The sequence below is a fragment of the Rhizobium sp. WCS2018Hpa-16 genome (assembly GCF_031843705.1).
Taxonomy (GTDB): Bacteria; Pseudomonadota; Alphaproteobacteria; order Rhizobiales; family Rhizobiaceae; genus Agrobacterium; species Agrobacterium tumefaciens_C.
The window spans coordinates 1-17,843 of the sequence record NZ_JAVTIX010000016.1; the positions used below are offsets into that span (position 1 = coordinate 1).

Annotated in this window: 13 protein-coding genes, 1 tRNA gene and 1 pseudogene; 1 reads left to right on the forward strand and 14 read right to left on the reverse strand. The window is 55.2% G+C overall.

All coding sequences use genetic code 11. The features are described from left to right. Positions 1 to 121 precede the first annotated feature (121 nt). The 3 genes from fusA to rpsL form a co-directional block, all read right to left on the reverse strand. Complete coding sequence (gene fusA, locus RQI55_RS23995; RefSeq protein WP_042618535.1) at positions 122 to 2,221, reverse strand: elongation factor G; 2,100 nt, start codon at positions 2,219 to 2,221, stop codon at positions 122 to 124. Between the two features lie 27 nt (positions 2,222 to 2,248). Then, positions 2,249 to 2,719, reverse strand: coding sequence for a 30S ribosomal protein S7 (gene rpsG, locus RQI55_RS24000; protein ID WP_042618536.1), 471 nt, complete (start codon positions 2,717 to 2,719; stop codon positions 2,249 to 2,251). A 77-nt stretch (positions 2,720 to 2,796) separates the two neighbouring features. Next, the gene (gene rpsL, locus RQI55_RS24005; RefSeq protein WP_042618537.1) at positions 2,797 to 3,168 is read right to left on the reverse strand and encodes a 30S ribosomal protein S12; all 372 of its coding nucleotides are present in this window, start codon (positions 3,166 to 3,168) and stop codon (positions 2,797 to 2,799) included. A gap of 519 nt (positions 3,169 to 3,687) precedes the next feature. Here rpsL and RQI55_RS24010 point away from each other — a divergent pair. Continuing rightward, a complete protein-coding gene (locus RQI55_RS24010) occupies positions 3,688 to 3,981 on the forward strand; it encodes a hypothetical protein (RefSeq protein WP_042618538.1) in 294 nt (97 codons plus the stop codon). A gap of 139 nt (positions 3,982 to 4,120) precedes the next feature. Here RQI55_RS24010 and rpoC read toward each other — a convergent pair whose 3' ends face one another. The 11 genes and pseudogenes from rpoC to RQI55_RS24065 all read right to left on the reverse strand — a co-directional run. Further along, complete coding sequence (rpoC, locus tag RQI55_RS24015; RefSeq protein ID WP_192068402.1) at positions 4,121 to 8,329, reverse strand: DNA-directed RNA polymerase subunit beta'; 4,209 nt, start codon at positions 8,327 to 8,329, stop codon at positions 4,121 to 4,123. A gap of 173 nt (positions 8,330 to 8,502) precedes the next feature. Beyond that, on the reverse strand, positions 8,503 to 12,642 hold the full coding sequence (gene rpoB, locus RQI55_RS24020) for a DNA-directed RNA polymerase subunit beta (RefSeq protein WP_192068403.1): 4,140 nt from the start codon (positions 12,640 to 12,642) through the stop codon (positions 8,503 to 8,505). 259 nt (positions 12,643 to 12,901) lie between these two features. Continuing rightward, entirely contained in the window at positions 12,902 to 13,273 is a 372-nt protein-coding gene (gene rplL, locus RQI55_RS24025; protein ID WP_042618541.1) for a 50S ribosomal protein L7/L12, read from the reverse strand. Between the two features lie 58 nt (positions 13,274 to 13,331). Continuing rightward, positions 13,332 to 13,850, reverse strand: coding sequence for a 50S ribosomal protein L10 (rplJ, locus tag RQI55_RS24030; RefSeq protein WP_042618542.1), 519 nt, complete (start codon positions 13,848 to 13,850; stop codon positions 13,332 to 13,334). A 359-nt stretch (positions 13,851 to 14,209) separates the two neighbouring features. After that, positions 14,210 to 14,905, reverse strand: a complete 696-nt coding sequence (gene rplA / locus RQI55_RS24035) for a 50S ribosomal protein L1 (protein WP_243256269.1) — start codon at positions 14,903 to 14,905, stop codon at positions 14,210 to 14,212. A gap of 2 nt (positions 14,906 to 14,907) precedes the next feature. After that, positions 14,908 to 15,339: a 50S ribosomal protein L11 gene (gene rplK / locus RQI55_RS24040; RefSeq protein WP_042618544.1), complete on the reverse strand. Its 432-nt coding sequence runs from the start codon at positions 15,337 to 15,339 to the stop codon at positions 14,908 to 14,910. A 214-nt stretch (positions 15,340 to 15,553) separates the two neighbouring features. Next, complete coding sequence (gene nusG / locus RQI55_RS24045; protein WP_042618545.1) at positions 15,554 to 16,084, reverse strand: transcription termination/antitermination protein NusG; 531 nt, start codon at positions 16,082 to 16,084, stop codon at positions 15,554 to 15,556. A gap of 21 nt (positions 16,085 to 16,105) precedes the next feature. After that, positions 16,106 to 16,306: a preprotein translocase subunit SecE gene (gene secE, locus RQI55_RS24050; protein WP_042618546.1), complete on the reverse strand. Its 201-nt coding sequence runs from the start codon at positions 16,304 to 16,306 to the stop codon at positions 16,106 to 16,108. Positions 16,307 to 16,491: 185 nt separating this feature from the next. Then, positions 16,492 to 16,567: transfer RNA gene (locus tag RQI55_RS24055), tRNA-Trp, on the reverse strand. Positions 16,568 to 16,696: 129 nt separating this feature from the next. Further along, complete coding sequence (locus tag RQI55_RS24060) at positions 16,697 to 17,590, reverse strand: NAD(P)-dependent oxidoreductase (RefSeq protein ID WP_311273767.1); 894 nt, start codon at positions 17,588 to 17,590, stop codon at positions 16,697 to 16,699. A gap of 182 nt (positions 17,591 to 17,772) precedes the next feature. Beyond that, positions 17,773 to 17,843, reverse strand: a pseudogene (locus RQI55_RS24065) (elongation factor Tu); the annotation flags it as partial.

Sequence of the window (17,843 nt, forward strand, 5' to 3'; positions counted from 1 at the left end):
CAATCGTGCCAATGTTGACGTGCGGCTTGTTGCGCTCAAACTTGCTCTTTGCCATTAGTGGCTCTCCATTCCTGTCCCATAAAGGGAATAAACTCTAAATTTCGTTAGGGGCGTACCCCGGTCACTTCTGACCGGAATACTTTGCCTGGATTTCCTGAGCAACGTTGCTTGGAACCGGCGAATAGTGATCGAAGGTCATCGAATACTGCGCGCGGCCCTGGGACATGGAGCGCAAGTTGTCGACGTACTTGAACATGTTGGCCAATGGAACATGCGCGTTGATAACAACGGCAATACCACGGCTTTCCTGCCCCTGGATCTGACCGCGACGCGAGTTCAGATCGCCGATCACGTCACCGACGTAATCTTCAGGAGTCACAACTTCGACCTTCATCATCGGCTCGAGAAGCTGTGCACCAGCCTTCTTCGCTGCTTCACGGAAGCAGGCACGCGATGCGATTTCGAATGCCAGAACCGAGGAGTCAACGTCGTGGTATGCGCCGTCGATCAAAGTTGCCTTAACGCCGAGCATCGGGAAGCCAGCCAGAGGACCGGAAGACAGAACGCTTTCGATACCCTTCTGAACGCCTGGGATGTATTCCTTTGGAACTGCACCACCAACGATCTTGGACTCGAACTTGAAGTCTTCGCCTTCTGGGTTCGGTTCAAAGATGATCTTGACGCGCGCGAACTGACCAGTACCACCGGACTGCTTCTTGTGCGTGTAGTCTTCTTCGTGCTGACGCGTGATCGTTTCACGGTAAGCAACCTGAGGAGCACCAACGGTAGCTTCAACCTTGAACTCGCGACGCATACGGTCAACGAGAATGTCGAGGTGAAGTTCGCCCATGCCGGCGATGATCGTCTGACCAGACTCTTCATCCGTCTTGACGCGGAACGATGGATCTTCAGCAGCCAGGCGGTTGAGCGCGAGGCCCATCTTTTCCTGGTCGCCCTTGGTCTTTGGTTCAATCGCGATCTGGATAACAGGCTCAGGGAATTCCATACGCTCAAGAATAACAGGCTTCAGAGGATCGCAAAGCGTATCGCCTGTCGTTGTTTCCTTAAGACCAGCCAGAGCAACGATGTCACCAGCAAAGGCTTCTTCGATGTCTTCACGGCTGTTGGAGTGCATCTGAAGCATACGGCCGACGCGCTCGCGCTTGTCCTTGACCGTGTTGATAACAGATGTGCCCTTTTCGAGCTTGCCCGAGTAGATACGTGCGAAGGTGAGCGAACCAACGAATGGGTCGTTCATGATCTTGAACGCGAGCATCGACAGAGGCTCAGAGTCGTCTGGGTGACGTTCGATTTCGGCTTCGGTCTTGAAGTCGATGCCCTTGATCGCAGGAATATCCAGCGGCGAAGGCAGGTAATCGCAAACGGCGTCGAGAAGTGGCTGAACGCCCTTGTTCTTGAACGCAGTACCGCAGAACATTGGGTGGAACTTCACGTCGATGGTGCCACGACGAACAAGCTCACGGATCTTGTCGTTGTCTGGCAAGTCGCCGTTCAGGTAGGCTTCCATTGCTTCTTCATCGATATCGACGACCTGTTCGATCATCTTTTCACGATATTCAGCAGCCTTTTCCTTCATGTCTTCCGGAATCTCAACGACGTCCCACTGAGCGCCGAGAGATTCGTCGCGCCAGATAAGAGCATTCATCTCGATAAGGTCGATCACGCCCTTGAATTCGGTTTCTGCACCGATTGGGAGCTGCATGACAACTGCGATAGCGCCGAGACGGGTCTTGATCATTTCTACCGAGCGGTAGAAGTCAGCACCGGTCTTGTCCATCTTGTTGCAGAAGATCATACGCGGAACGTTGTACTTCTCAGCCTGACGCCAGACAGTTTCTGTCTGCGGCTCTACACCGGCGTTGGCGTCGAGAAGCGCAATAGCACCATCGAGAACACGCAGCGAACGTTCGACTTCAATCGTGAAGTCAACGTGGCCGGGGGTGTCGATGATGTTGAAACGGCGCATCTTGCCATCGCGACCCTTCCAGAAGGTCGTGGTAGCAGCAGACGTGATGGTGATACCACGCTCCTGCTCCTGCTCCATCCAGTCCATTGTGGCTGCGCCATCATGAACTTCGCCGATCTTGTGCGACTTACCGGTGTAGTAAAGAATACGCTCGGTCGTCGTCGTCTTACCGGCGTCGATGTGCGCCATGATACCGAAATTGCGGTAGTCTTCGATTTTATATTCGCGAGCCATAACGGACTGCCTTTCGGATCGGTTAGATTACCAGCGGTAATGCGAGAATGCGCGGTTGGCGTCTGCCATCTTGTGCGTGTCTTCGCGCTTCTTGACAGCGGAACCACGGTTGTTCGCAGCATCCATGAGTTCGCCAGACAGGCGATCAACCATGGTTGTTTCGTTGCGCTTGCGCGCAGCAGCGATCAGCCAACGGATCGCGAGTGCCTGACGGCGCTCTGGGCGAACATCGACTGGAACCTGGTAGGTTGCACCACCAACGCGACGCGAACGCACTTCAACGTGCGGCGCGACGTTTTCGAGGGCCGAATGGAAGATGCCGAGTGGCTCTGCCTTTGCCTTGCCCTGAACGACGTCGAACGCGCCGTAAACGATGCTTTCTGCAACCGACTTCTTGCCGTGAAGCATGATGGCATTCATGAATTTGGTAACGATCAGATCGCCGAACTTCGGGTCCGGGTTGATCTCACGCTTTTCTGCACTATGGCGACGGGACATACTACTTGTCTCTCAACTTTGAATGACGCTTTACCACGCGGAGAACCTCGCGCAGCGCCGGAATTTGTTAAACCGAATTACTTCGGACGCTTGGCACCGTACTTCGAACGACGCTGCTTGCGGTTCTTGACGCCCTGGGTATCGAGAACGCCACGGATGACGTGGTAACGAACGCCCGGCAAGTCCTTTACGCGGCCGCCACGGATCATGACAACGGAGTGTTCCTGAAGGTTGTGACCTTCGCCAGGAATGTAGCCGATGACTTCAAAGCCGTTGGTCAGGCGGATCTTGGCAACCTTACGAAGAGCCGAGTTAGGCTTCTTAGGGGTTGTTGTATAAACGCGTGTGCAAACGCCGCGCTTCTGTGGGTTTTCCTGCAGGGCAGGAACCTTATTGCGCTTTACCTGTGCCTGGCGTGGCTTGCGGATCAGCTGGTTTACGGTAGGCATATAACCATCCCTTGTAAAAACTACTTTAGCCACCCTCGCGGGTGGCGGCTATACCGTCTCCGGCAACGACGCACGCATATCGTCATGCGCAAATTGTGGCCCGATCCGGTTTCCACGGATGGGACCACCAAGAGCATAGGACGTCCTGAGACGTCTTGCGTGCAACATTCGTGTCTCGTACGTGTTTTTGGACCCTTGTTTGAGGTGAACTCCAGAGCGAGTCGCTCCAGATGGCCATGCCTCACATTGGCTCCGATGGCGGGCGTACTACTGTTTTAACCCAGTTTCGTCAAGGGTGAATCCGCATTTAGTGCCTGTGCAGGCCCTGGTGACACCCTATGACGTAGCCTTTCGGAACGCTTTTAACATAAACCCACTCCCCGTGCACGCTTTTACCAATCCGGCCTTTGGCTTTTCACAAAATCCGTCTATTGATTCCCTGAAGATGCTGAAGGCCGGTCTTGTTGTCCGGGCTCGTCTGCCATCTCCACACATCACAGCCAGAAAAGGGATCGCGTCATGATTACGGAACCAGATAACGACAACGGACGCGACGATGCCATGGTCTTTATCGTCATCGGCAAGGCCTATGAGCGTGAAGGCCAGGAAGGCATCGACATTCACATCATCCTGCGCGCACCAGACGATGACAGCGCTGTACGCGAGGCTCTCAACGCGCTCTCAGAGGAAGGCTTCCTTGAGGCTGATCTTGACCAGATCGGCATGCTGACGGAAGTCCCTGACGAAGAGCCACACGCCTCTGCCTACCAGGGTGCGCTTGAGGGTGAAGTCGCGATCATACGCTTCGCCTGAGGCATTCGAGCCCTCCGGGCTCGCTGACGCCTCACACAGACCCACTGAACACTCTTGCAATAAAAAACGCCCGGATCACTCCGGGCGTTTCTGTTTGTACCAGACGGGGCCCCTTGCGAGGCCCCTGCCCTGGCTGCCGTTATTCGGCAGCTGGAGCCTTGTCTGTCATGTCTTGCAGCATCTGGTTTGCGGAAGCCGAGCCTGTGCTCTTCTTGCGCTCTTCGATGATGAGCTCGTCGCGGCCCGTCGCGATGCGCCGGATCTGGGTCATGGTGCCACCGGTACCGGCTGGGATCAGACGGCCAACGATGACGTTTTCCTTCAGACCCTGCAACGTATCGGTCTTGCCGGCGATTGCAGCTTCCGTGAGAACCTTTGTGGTTTCCTGGAACGAAGCAGCCGAGATGAACGAAGGTGTCTGCAGCGAAGCCTTGGTGATACCCAGGAGAACCGGGTCGCCGTAAGATGGCTTCTTGCCTTCTTCGATCAGACGATCGTTGTTGTCTTCCATCTCGATGCGATCAACGCTGTCGCCCACGATGTACTGCGAGTCACCTGCATCGGTGATTTCCACCTTCTGCAGCATCTGACGCACGATCACTTCGATGTGCTTGTCGTTGATGACAACGCCCTGCAAGCGATAGACTTCCTGAATTTCGTTCACGAGGTAGGAAGCCAGAGCCTCCACGCCCTTGATCGCCAGGATGTCGTGCGGTGCGGGGTTGCCGTCGAGAATGTATTCGCCCTTCTCGATGTAGTCGCCTTCCTGAAGGTGGAACGGCTTGCTCTTCGGGATCAGGTATTCGACTGGCTCGACACCATCTTCCGCAGGCTCGATCTGAACGCGGCGCTTGTTCTTGTAGTCGCGGCCCAGACGGATCGTACCATCGATTTCGGCGATGATAGCGTGATCCTTTGGACGACGCGCTTCAAAGAGTTCGGCAACACGCGGCAGACCACCGGTGATGTCCTTCGTCTTGGCGCTTTCCAGTGGCGAACGTGCAAGCACATCACCCTGGAAGACCTTCATGCCAGGCTCAACCGACAGGATCGCGTCAACCGACAGGTGGAAGCGGGCTTCGCTACCACGTGCAAGCTTTGCAACATTGCCGGAGGCGTCCTTGATCACGATCGCAGGCTTGAGATCCGAACCGCGCGGTGTCGAACGCCAGTCAATAACCTGACGCTTGGTGATACCGGTGGATTCGTCGGTTGCTTCCAGAACGGAGAGGCCATCGACCAGATCTTCGAAGTGAACAGTACCTTCCACTTCCGTCATCATTGGACGTGTGTATGGGTCCCACTCAGCCAGACGCTGACCGCGCTTCACCTTGTCGCCATCGTCCACAAACAGCTTGGAGCCATAGGCTACACGCTGCGAGGAACGCTCGACGCCACGCTCATCGAGAATGGTGACGGACATGTTACGGCCCATCGCGATGAGAATGTTGTCAGAGTTGCGCAAGCTGTTGCGGTTCTTGATCTGAATCGTACCTTCGTAAGACGCTTCCAGGAACGATTGGTCGACCACGTTAGCCGTACCACCAAGGTGGAACGTACGCATGGTAAGCTGCGTGCCTGGTTCACCGATAGACTGAGCGGCAATAACACCAACCGCCTCGCCCATGTTAACTGGCGTACCACGCGCAAGGTCACGACCGTAGCAGACGCCGCAAACACCAACCTGAATTTCGCAGGTCAGAGCAGAGCGGATACGAACGGACTGGATGCCAGACGCTTCAATCGTCGCGATATCGGCTTCGTCCATCAACTTGCCAGCCTTGACGATGTTTTCGCCCGTGACCGGATTGTCGATATCATCGAGAGCCGTACGACCAAGGATACGTGCGCCGAGCGAAGCAACGACCTGACCGGCATCAACGATGGCAGTCATGGTGAGGCCCTTGTCGGTGCCGCAATCCGTGGAGTTGACGATGCAGTCCTGCGCCACGTCAACGAGACGACGTGTGAGGTAACCGGAGTTCGCCGTCTTCAAGGCCGTGTCCGCAAGACCCTTACGGGCACCGTGCGTCGAGTTGAAGTACTCGTTAACGGTCAGACCTTCCTTAAAGTTGGAAATGATCGGCGTTTCGATGATTTCGCCCGATGGCTTGGCCATGAGGCCGCGCATACCACCCAGCTGACGCATCTGGTTCGGAGAACCACGCGCACCGGAGTGGGACATCATGTAAATGGCGTTCATCGGCTTCTGACGACCGGTCTCTGGATCGAACTCGACAGCCTTAATACGGGCCATCATGTCTTCAGCGACCTTTTCAGTTGCCTTGCCCCAGGCGTCAACGACCTTGTTGTACTTTTCGCCCTGAGTGATCAGGCCGTCATTGTACTGCTGTTCGTATTCCTTGACCAAAGTTTCCGTGTCACCAACGATCTTCACCTTGGTTTCAGGAATGATCATGTCGTCCTTGCCGAACGAAATGCCGGCGCGGCAGGCATGGGTAAAGCCAAGCTGCATGATGCGGTCGCAGAAGATGACCGTGTCTTTCTGGCCGCAGTGACGGTAGACCGTGTCGATCATCTTGGAGATGTTCTTCTTGGTCATTTCCTGGTTGCAGGTTTCGAAAGGCACATTGACGTTCTTTGGCAGAAGTTCGCCAATGAGCATGCGGCCAGGTGTTGTTTCGTGAATCTTCGAAACAGGCTTGCCTTCGGCATCCACAGTCTTGAAGCGGCCACGGATCTTGGCATGCAGCGTCACGACCTTGTTTTCCAAAGCGTGGTGCAACTCGCCCAGATCAGAGAAGGCCATGCCTTCGCCTGGCTCGTTCTGGTTCATGATCGAGAGGTAGTAAAGACCGAGAACCATGTCCTGAGAAGGAACAATGATCGGCTGACCGTTTGCAGGGTGCAGAATGTTGTTCGTGGACATCATCAGCACGCGTGCTTCCAGCTGCGCTTCAAGCGACAGCGGAACGTGAACAGCCATCTGGTCACCGTCGAAGTCGGCGTTGAAGGCCGTGCAGACGAGTGGGTGCAGCTGGATAGCCTTGCCTTCAACCAGCATGGGTTCGAAGGCCTGGATGCCCAGACGGTGCAGCGTCGGTGCGCGGTTCAACAGAACCGGGTGCTCGCGGATGACCTCGTCGAGGATATCCCAAACTTCCGGCTTTTCTTTTTCGACCAGCTTCTTGGCCTGCTTGACGGTGGAGGAGTAACCCTTCGCATCAAGGCGAGCATAGATGAACGGCTTGAACAGCTCGAGAGCCATCTTCTTTGGAAGACCGCACTGGTGCAGTTTCAGCTCAGGACCGGTCACGATAACCGAACGACCGGAATAGTCGACGCGCTTGCCGAGAAGGTTCTGACGGAAGCGGCCCTGCTTGCCCTTGAGCATATCGGACAGCGACTTCAGCGGACGCTTGTTTGCACCCGTGATGACGCGACCGCGACGGCCGTTATCAAACAGCGCATCGACGGACTCCTGCAACATACGCTTTTCGTTGCGGATGATGATGCCAGGCGCACGAAGCTCGATCAGGCGCTTCAAGCGGTTGTTACGGTTGATCACGCGGCGATAAAGATCGTTCAGGTCAGACGTGGCGAAACGGCCACCATCCAGCGGAACCAGCGGACGCAGGTCCGGTGGAATGACTGGAACAACCTTCATGATCATCCACTCGGGACGATTGCCGGATTCCATGAAGTTCTCAACGATCTTGAGACGCTTCATGTATTTCTTCTGCTTGAGCTCAGACGTGGTTTCGGCCAGCTCAGTGCGAAGGTCGCCCGCGATCTTCTCGAGGTTCATCGAAGCCAGCATCTCATAGATGGCTTCAGCGCCGATCATGGCTGTGAACTGGTCTTCGCCGAACTCGTCAACGGCGATCATGTACTCTTCTTCGTTGAGAAGCTGGTTCTGCTTCATCGAAGTGAGGCCAGGCTCGGTCACGATGTAGTTTTCAAAATACAGAACGCGCTCAACATCTTTCAGCGTCATGTCGAGCAATGTCGAGATACGCGAAGGAAGAGACTTCAGGAACCAGATGTGCGCAACAGGTGCTGCAAGCTCGATATGGCCCATGCGCTCACGGCGAACGCGCGACAGCGTAACTTCAACGCCGCACTTTTCGCAGATGATGCCCTTGTACTTCATACGCTTGTACTTGCCGCACAAGCACTCATAGTCCTTGATCGGTCCGAAAATACGCGCGCAGAACAGACCATCGCGTTCAGGCTTGAACGTACGATAGTTGATGGTTTCTGGCTTCTTGATCTCGCCATAGGACCACGAAAGAATCTTTTCCGGGCTGGCAATCGAAATCCGAATGGAATCGAAGTGCTGCGCCGGTACCGACGGGTTGAAAAGGTTCATGACCTCTTGGTTCATGCCTGTCTCCTTAGGGGTTTGGCCCCTTGCTTGCATCTGGCACGGTGAGTCCGCATCACCGGCCAATGCCTAAAACACGATTAACCGCAAATTGCGGCGGAAGTTTCTACCGTCAGGCCGTAACCATCGGGCGAAACAGGCAGGCACCCTGTAAGGTGCCTGCCCTTTTATTTTTATTCCGCCGCGTCAGGCAGTTGGTTCGCTGCATTGGCTTCGTCGAGCTTCGAATTTTCGAGTTCGACGCTGAGACCCAGCGAGCGCATTTCCTTGACGAGCACGTTGAAGCTTTCAGGAATACCGGCTTCGAATGTATCGTCACCACGGACGATAGCTTCGTAAACCTTCGTGCGGCCCGCCACGTCGTCAGACTTGACGGTGAGCATTTCCTGCAGCGTGTAGGCCGCGCCGTAAGCTTCCAGAGCCCAGACTTCCATTTCTCCGAAGCGCTGACCGCCGAACTGCGCCTTGCCGCCCAGCGGCTGCTGGGTAACGAGCGAGTAAGGACCGATCGAGCGAGCGTGGATCTTGTCGTCAACAAGGTGGTTCAGCTTGATCATGTACATGTAACCGACAGTCACCTTACGGTCGAAGGTTTCACCGGTACGACCATCGTACAGAACAGACTGACCCGAGTCGTGAAGACCGGCTCTCGTCAGCATTTCAGCAACGTCAGGCTCATGCGCGCCGTCGAAGACCGGCGTTGCAATCGAAACGCCCTTTCTTGACTGCTCGGCGAGACGCAACAGGGACTCGTCGTCGAAGTGTGCGACTTCGTCCTTGGCCTCACTGGCATACACTTCCGTCAGCTCGCGCTTCAGTTCAGTGATATCAAGCGACTTGTGATACTCGTCCAGCATCGCCCCGATCTTCTTGCCCATACCGGCGCAAGCCCACGCGAGGTGCGTTTCGAGAATCTGACCGACGTTCATGCGCGAAGGCACGCCCAGCGGGTTCAAGCAGATGTCGACATGCGTGCCATCTTCCAGGAACGGCATATCTTCAACAGGCACGATACGAGAGACAACGCCCTTGTTACCGTGACGGCCAGCCATCTTGTCGCCTGGCTGGATCTTGCGCTTCACAGCAACGAAGACCTTGACCATTTTCATGACGCCCGGAGGCATTTCATCGCCGCGCTGAACCTTCTCGACCTTGTCCATGAAGCGCTGTTCAAGGCGCGACTTGGATTCGTCGTACTGACCGCGAAGCGCTTCCAGCTCGGACTGAGCCTTTTCGTCTTCAACAGCGAACATCCACCACTGCGAGCGGGGATATTCGGATACGACCGCGTTCGAAAGCTCGACGCCCTTCTTGAAGCCCTTTGGACCGGCAATGGATACCTGTCCGCGCAGCATCTCGATCAGACGGCCGTAGACGTTACGATCCAGGATAGCCTGTTCGTCATCGCGGTCCTTGGCAAGACGTTCGATTTCTTCGCGCTCGATGGCCATCGCACGCTCGTCTTTTTCGACGCCGTGACGGTTGAACACGCGAACTTCGACGACAGTACCAAACGTGCCAGGAGGCATGCGCATGGAGGTGTCGCGAACGTCGGAAGCCTTTTCACCGAAGATGGCGCGCAGAAGCTTTTCTTCCGGCGTCATCGGGCTTTCACCCTTTGGCGTGATCTTGCCAACGAGAATATCGCCAGGCTGAACTTCAGCGCCGATGTACACGATGCCGGCTTCGTCGAGGTTCTTCAGCGCTTCTTCCGAAACGTTCGGAATATCACGCGTGATTTCTTCAGGACCAAGCTTGGTGTCGCGGGCCATCACTTCGAATTCTTCGATGTGAATGGACGTGAACACGTCGTCAGAGACGATGCGTTCAGACATCAGGATGGAGTCTTCGTAGTTGTAACCATTCCACGGCATGAACGCGACGAGCGCGTTGCGGCCAAGTGCCAGGTCGCCGAGATCGGTCGAAGGACCGTCCGCGATGATATCGCCCTTGTTCAGAATATCGCCAACAGCGACCAGCGGACGCTGGTTGACGCAGGTGTTCTGGTTGGAACGCTGGAACTTCTGGAGACGATAGATATCAACACCGGACTTACCGGCATCAAGATCTTCCGTCGCACGAATAACGATACGGGTCGCATCCACCTGATCGACCACGCCACCACGACGTGCGGCAATAGCAGCACCGGAGTCACGCGCAACGATCGGCTCCATGCCGGTTCCGACGAACGGAGCCTCGGCACGCAGAAGTGGAACGGCCTGACGCTGCATGTTCGAGCCCATGAGAGCGCGGTTGGCGTCGTCGTTTTCCAGGAACGGGATGAGAGCCGCAGCAACCGAAACCAGCTGCTTTGGCGAAACGTCCATCAGGTTGATGTTGTCACGTGGAGCAAGCATAACTTCGCCGGAGTGACGGCAAACAACGAACTCTTCCGTGAACGCGCCTTCGCTATCCAAGCCAGCATTGGCCTGTGCAACATAGTATTTCGCCTCTTCCATAGCGGAGAGGTAAATAACTTCCTTGGTCACCTTGCCGTCGATGATCTTGCGGTACGGGCTTTCGATGAAGCCGTACTTGTTGACGCGGGCAAAGGTTGCAAGCGAGTTGATCAGACCGATGTTCGGGCCTTCAGGCGTTTCAATCGGGCAAATACGGCCGTAGTGGGTGGGGTGAACGTCGCGGACTTCAAAGCCTGCACGCTCGCGGGTCAGACCACCAGGTCCAAGAGCCGAAAGACGGCGCTTGTGGGTGATTTCCGAAAGCGGGTTCACCTGGTCCATGAACTGCGACAGCTGCGAGGAGCCGAAGAATTCGCGAACAGCAGCTGCTGCTGGCTTGGCGTTGATCAGATCCTGCGGCATCACGGTGTCGATTTCGATCGAGGACATACGTTCCTTGATCGCACGTTCCATGCGCAGCAGACCCAGACGGTACTGGTTCTCCATCAACTCACCAACGGAGCGAACGCGGCGGTTACCGAGGTTGTCGATGTCGTCGATTTCGCCCTTGCCGTCGCGCAGTTCGACCAACATCCGGACGACTGCCAGAATGTCTTCCTTGCGCAGCGTGCGCACGGTGTCTTCTGCATCGAGATCCAGACGCATGTTCATCTTCACGCGGCCAACAGCCGAGAGATCGTAACGTTCGCTGTCGAAAAACAGCGACTTGAACATGGCTTCGGCCGAATCCATGGTAGGCGGCTCACCCGGACGCATAACGCGGTAGATGTCGAACAGAGCTTCCTGACGGTTCTCGTTCTTGTCTGCTGCGAGCGTATTGCGGATGTAGGCGCCAACATTGACGTGGTCGATGTTGAGGATCGGAATCGTGTCGAAACCTGTCTCGAGAATGAGCTTCAGCGTTTTCTCGTCGATTTCATCGCCAGCTTCGAGATAGATTTCACCCGTCTCGTAGTTGACCATGTCTTCGGCGAGGTAGTTGCCATAAAGCTCTTCATCGGTCGCCTTCAGCGACTTCAGGCCCTTGTCCGACAGCTGACGGATCAAACGCGGTGTCAGCTTCTTGCCGGCCTCGACAACAACTTCACCCGTGTCGGCATCGACCAGCTCGGTGATCGCCTTGGCACCCTTCAGCACGTCTGGCTGATATGGGTAACGCCAGCCATCGCCGTCACGCTCGTAGTTTGCCTTGGTGTAGAAGGTCGACAGAATTTCTTCGCCGTCCATGCCAAGCGCCATGAGGAGCGATGTAGCAGGCAGCTTACGGCGACGGTCGATACGTGCGTAGACAACGTCCTTGGCGTCGAATTCGATATCGAGCCACGAACCACGGTAAGGGATGACGCGCGCAGCAAACAGAAGTTTGCCGGACGAGTGGCTCTTGCCCTTGTCATGGTCGAAGAAAACGCCTGGCGAACGGTGCATCTGCGAAACGATGACGCGCTCTGTGCCGTTCACGATGAACGTACCGTTATTGGTCATGAGCGGCATATCGCCCATGTAAACAGACTGTTCCTTGATGTCCTTGATGGACTTCGCGCCTGTATCCTCGTCAATATCGAACACGATCAGACGCAGCGTCACCTTGAGCGGCGCTGCGTAGGTCAGATCGCGCTGACGGCACTCTTCCACGTCGAACTTCGGCTGTTCGAATTCATAGGATACGAATTCGAGCATCGAAGCACCGGAAAAGTCGGTGATCGGGAATACGGACCTGAATACAGCATTCAATCCCTCGTCGGGACGACCGCCCTCGGGCTCGTCAACCATGAGAAACTGGTCATACGAAGCCTTCTGAACCTCAATGAGGTTCGGCATTTCCGCTACTTCTGGAATTTTGCCGAAAAACTTGCGTACGCGCCTGCGACCGTTAAACGAAAGGGTCTGAGCCATCGTCGCTCCTTTAAAATTGCATCCGGGCCTGCAACGGACGGGAACCGCTGGCCAGTCGATCCCGTCAATCCAATGAGTGTCTTCAATCTCGTTTCACGTCCCGAACGGTAAGGCCGGAGTGCCTGTAGCGCGCGGTTCGAAACCATTCTTTTGAAGAACCCATTACCCAAAAGCCATTTTCACGCGGCTTTTGGGTAAAAAGTTCGGTAGAAATGCAAACAGGAGACGGCGCGAACGCCGCCTCCCGAACATTTCAAGATTACTTAACGTCAACCTTGGCGCCAGCGTCTTCAAGCTTCTTCTTGAGGTCAGCAGCTTCAGCCTTGGAAACAGCTTCCTTAACAGCCTTAGGAGCGCCTTCAACCAGGTCCTTAGCTTCCTTCAGGCCGAGACCTGTGATTGCGCGGACTTCCTTGATGACGTTGATCTTGTTTGCACCAGCATCAACCAGAATTACGTCGAATTCTGTCTTTTCTTCTTCAGCGGCAGCAGCAGGACCAGCAGCAGCAGCAACTGCTACAGGAGCAGCAGCAGAAACGCCCCACTTTTCTTCGAGCATCTTGGAAAGCTCAGCAGCTTCCAGAACTGTCAGAGCGGAGAGGTCGTCAACGATCTTTGCGAGATCAGCCATGTTATAGTTCCTTTAATTCGGTTCGAACCGGTTTGAATAATTACAGCGAAAAACCGCCTTAAGCGGCTTCGTCCTTCTTTGAGTAAGCCGAGAACACGCGAGCAAGCTGGCTTGCTGGTGCTGCGACAACCGTTGCGATGCGCGTTGCAGGAGCCGCAAAGAGGCCCAGCAGTTTCGCACGCAGCTCGTCCAACGAAGGCAGGGTCGCAAGCGACTTGACTGCTTCTGCGGAGAGCGTGGTTGCGCCCATGGCGCCGCCCAGAACAACGACCTTGTCGTTAGTCTTGGCGAAGTCCATGACGACTTTCGGAGCAATCATAGGGTCAGTGCTGTATGCAATCAGCGTCTGTCCCTTGAAGAGATCGATGATCCCTTCCGACTCCGTACCCTGAAGAGCGATCTTGGCCAGGCGGTTCTTCGCGACCTTGACGGTGCCGCCAGCAGCACGCATTTTTGAACGAAAATCGTTCATCTGCGCAACTGTGACACCAGCATAGTGGGCCACGACAACTGAACCAGAAGCCTTGAAGACTTCATTCAGCTCCGTGACGAATTCGCGTTTTTCCGCTCTTTCCACTGTCTGTCTCCAGTAGATGAGAACACATTGAACTGTGAACTCATCGGGTTTGCCTTTGCCTCAAGAGACTTTGTTACCAAAATCTCAAGCGACGCTTGAGGATCCTGTCCCCCGCTCTGTCGCCGCAAACGGCTTCAGGCACAGGCACATCAGGTTCGAACCGGATTATTAAGCATCTCTTCGATGCGAAAATCCGGGCCTTACCCGTCTCATGCAGGCTAGGTGATTAAGGCCAATTCCCTGGGGAATATGAACCACCTGCAATCTCGGACAGGAGTTCCAGGTTGCCCTGGAAATTCCCGACCCTTGCGAGCCGGAAATCTTGAATGCCGCGCCTCCGTAAAGACGCGGCGAATATATTAGGCCGTAACCGACGAAGGCTCGATGCGAACGCCTGGACCCATGGTCGAGGAAATCGCTACGCGCTTTACGTAGTTGCCCTTGGCGCCAGCTGGCTTTGCCTTGATGACGGCGTCAGCGAAAGCCTTGATGTTTTCTTCGAGCGCCTTGGCGTCGAAGGAAGCCTTGCCAATACCAGCATGAACAATACCGGCCTTTTCGACGCGGAATTCAACGGCGCCGCCCTTGGAAGCCTTAACAGCTCCAGCAACGTCCATCGTAACCGTGCCAACCTTAGGGTTTGGCATCATGCCGCGTGGGCCGAGAACCTTACCAAGACGACCGACGAGCGGCATCATGTCAGGTGTCGCGATAACGCGGTCAAAGTCGATCTTGCCGCCCTGAACGATTTCGAGCAGGTCTTCCGCACCGACGATGTCTGCACCAGCAGCCCTGGCTTCATCAGCCTTGGCACCACGTGCGAACACGGCAACGCGAACGTCACGGCCCGTACCGTTTGGAAGGTTGACAACGCCGCGAACCATCTGGTCTGCGTGACGTGGATCAACGCCGAGGTTCATGGAAACTTCAACAGTTTCGTCGAACTTGGCAATCGCCCGTTCCTTAACCATCGAGATGGCGTCGGTCAGAACGTAAAGTGTCTTTGGATCAACGCCTTCGCGGATCTTCTGTACGCGCTTTGCAAGCTTTGCCATGATCAACCTACCACTTCCAGGCCCATGGCGCGGGCAGAACCCTCAACCATTGCCATTGCGCCTTCGATATCGGCTGCGTTCAGATCCTTCATCTTGGCTTCTGCGATCGTCTTGACCTGAGCCTTGGTGATGGAGCCGACCTTGGCGCCCTTACCAGGCGTCTTGGAACCGGATGTGATCTTTGCTTCCTTCTTAAGCCAATAGGTCATTGGCGGCTGCTTCATGACGAAGGTGAAGGACTTGTCCTGGTAATAGGTGATGACGACCGGAATCGGCATACCCTTTTCCATTTCCTGCGTAGCAGCGTTGAACGCCTTGCAGAATTCCATAATGTTAACGCCACGCTGACCAAGCGCCGGGCCGATTGGCGGGGACGGATTAGCCGATCCTGCCTTGACCTGAAGCTTGAGCTGGCCTGCAACTTTCTTAGCCATATCTCTCTGCCTTTCAATATGAACCGGTTGCCCGGCTCTGATGCCGGAAAATCCGGCGGCTGCGGTTGCGTGGTGCGATCCCTGCCCCGGCTACGAGCCAGATGATCTTCCACGCGTTATGCGGACTTGCCGCACCACATCAGAAACAGAAACAATCGCTTGCAAGCCATCCCTGATGTATTGACTGAAGGGCGATACACCCTTCGAATTCTTGTCAGACCTTTTCGACCTGCGCATATTCCAGCTCGACTGGTGTCGCGCGACCGAAGATGGAAACTTCAACCTTGAGGCGCGACCGCTCTTCATCGACATCCTGAACAACACCGTTGAACGATGCGAATGGACCGTCGGAGACGCGAACCTGTTCGCCGATCTCGAACGAAACCGAAGACTTCGGACGCTCGACACCCTCCTGAACCTGACCGAGAATACGCTCAGCCTCAGAATCAGGGATCGGAACAGGCTTGTTATCAGAGCCCAGAAAACCCGTAACCTTGGGTGTATTCTTGATGAGGTGATAGGCCTCATCCGTCAGGTTGGCGCGAACCAGCACGTAACCCGGAAAAAACTTACGCTCGCTATCGACCTTGCGGCCGCGACGAACCTCAACGACCTTCTCGGTCGGAACCAGAATACGCTCGAACAGATGATCGAGACCCTTCTGACGAACCTTTTCTTCAATCGACTCAGCGACCTTCTTTTCGAAGTTCGAATATGCCTGAACGATATACCAACGCGCTGCCATCTCTACTCTCCGCTCAATTCGTTACCGGCCGACGCTCAGTACGAGACTGAGCAACCAGCCGATGAGCTGGTCAGCCGCAAAGAAGAACAGTGCCGCGAAGATGACCATAACCAGCACCATAGCCGTGGAAATCATCGTTTCGCGGCGCGACGGCCAAGTGATCTTCGACGCTTCGGCGCGAACCTGCTGCAGAAACGTAAACGGATTGGTTTTGGATGCCATTGACTGCCCACGCAATTACGGCACGTAAAGCCGAAATAAACGGCCCCACGCACCGCGTGTCTGTTTTGTCTTACATAAACGCCGATTCTCTCTTTAACAAGAGAAAAAAGACATTTGGCGAATTTCGCCGGTAAACCGGCACCTCACCTGCCATGCAGCGATATACAGCGCTTGCGGATGAGGAATGGCAGGGGCAGTAAGGCTCGAACTTACGACCTGCGGTTTTGGAGACCGCCGCTCTACCAACTGAGCTATACCCCTTCAACAGCATTTGCAGAAACGAAAGCCGCTTCGGCAATTGCTATGGCGCTCCTTTAAAACGCCACGAAACGAATGGCAAGGGTGTTTTTCATTTTTTCCCCTTTGCCACCCATCAGTTTACTATTTCAATCAAAGTTCGACGTATTGCCGCCAGTTGTGCTCTTCCTTGAACCCCAGGACATCCCGGATTTTGCGGTTGGAATACAGGCTTTCATACTCCCCGATCTCGCGAGTCCATGGAACGTTGGGGAAAAAGCGCTCGGCAAGTTCCTTCGTCGGCACATTGGCCGTTGCCGTATCATTGGCGGCGTTGAAGACCTGATATCCAAGGCCATCCTTTTCCACGCACAGATGACATATCTGCCCAAGGTCCCGCGCATCGATATAATTCCAGGCATTGCGCTTGCGAGTCTCCAGATCTGCGAAGAAACCGGGAAACTTATCATATTCATGCGGTTCGATGACATTACCGATTCGCAGCGCATAGATGTCGACGCCGTAACGTTCCGCAAATGCCCGCGCCGTTTTCTCGTTGACCACCTTGGACAAACCGTAGCTGTCCATCGGATCGACATCATAGTCCTCTTCCAGTGGGAACTGGTGAAAGTCGCGATGCCCTTCGGCGAAGCAAATGCCGTAGGTCGTCTCGCTCGATGCGACGACAATCTTCTTGATCCCGAGCTTCACCGCCGCCTCGATGACGTTATAAGTGCCCATGGTGTTGACGCGGAAGGTCTCGTTATCCGGCTTGATGAGAATGCGGGGAATCGCAGCAAAATGTATCACCGCGTCATAAGGCTTCACGCCCTGCCCCGTCTCAAGATCGGGAAAATCACGGTGCATCGATAGCGCGTTGAACACTTGTCCACTATCGGTGACATCAACTGTCAGGTTCGTCACGCCGGGGCAATCAAGCGGCGTAAGGTCGATATTATGAACCTCATACCCCTTCGCAATTAGCCAAGGCACAACATGCTTGCCAGCCTTGCCAGACCCACCGGTGAATAGAATACGCTTAGCCATGGAAATCCTCCAGTTTCGTTAGGCAAACGCACGTGGTGCCGTACAGGCCCACGTCACGGCCATCACATCAACTCTAACTCTTCGACCAACAATCCGTTCAGATCCTCGGATCAGCCGCTGCGCGACAAACAAAAAGCCCCGCTGCTGCCAGCGGGGCTTCATGAATTTCGTAACCGAAAAGATTACTCGACGATCGAAGCAACGATGCCAGCGCCGACGGTACGGCCGCCTTCGCGAATAGCGAAGCGCAGCT

Coding starts and splice junctions, on each gene's coding strand:
- nusG (WP_042618545.1), bottom strand. CDS start 16,084: ATGGCAGCGCGTTGGTATATCGTTCAGGCATATTCGAACTTCGAAAAG.
- fusA (WP_042618535.1), bottom strand. CDS start 2,221: ATGGCTCGCGAATATAAAATCGAAGACTACCGCAATTTCGGTATCATG.
- RQI55_RS24010 (WP_042618538.1), top strand. CDS start 3,688: ATGATTACGGAACCAGATAACGACAACGGACGCGACGATGCCATGGTC.
- rplL (WP_042618541.1), bottom strand. CDS start 13,273: ATGGCTGATCTCGCAAAGATCGTTGACGACCTCTCCGCTCTGACAGTT.
- rplK (WP_042618544.1), bottom strand. CDS start 15,339: ATGGCTAAGAAAGTTGCAGGCCAGCTCAAGCTTCAGGTCAAGGCAGGA.
- secE (WP_042618546.1), bottom strand. CDS start 16,306: ATGGCATCCAAAACCAATCCGTTTACGTTTCTGCAGCAGGTTCGCGCC.
- rpsL (WP_042618537.1), bottom strand. CDS start 3,168: ATGCCTACCGTAAACCAGCTGATCCGCAAGCCACGCCAGGCACAGGTA.
- rpoB (WP_192068403.1), bottom strand. CDS start 12,642: ATGGCTCAGACCCTTTCGTTTAACGGTCGCAGGCGCGTACGCAAGTTT.
- rplA (WP_243256269.1), bottom strand. CDS start 14,905: ATGGCAAAGCTTGCAAAGCGCGTACAGAAGATCCGCGAAGGCGTTGAT.
- rpoC (WP_192068402.1), bottom strand. CDS start 8,329: ATGAACCAAGAGGTCATGAACCTTTTCAACCCGTCGGTACCGGCGCAG.
- RQI55_RS24060 (WP_311273767.1), bottom strand. CDS start 17,590: ATGGCTAAGCGTATTCTATTCACCGGTGGGTCTGGCAAGGCTGGCAAG.
- rpsG (WP_042618536.1), bottom strand. CDS start 2,719: ATGTCCCGTCGCCATAGTGCAGAAAAGCGTGAGATCAACCCGGACCCG.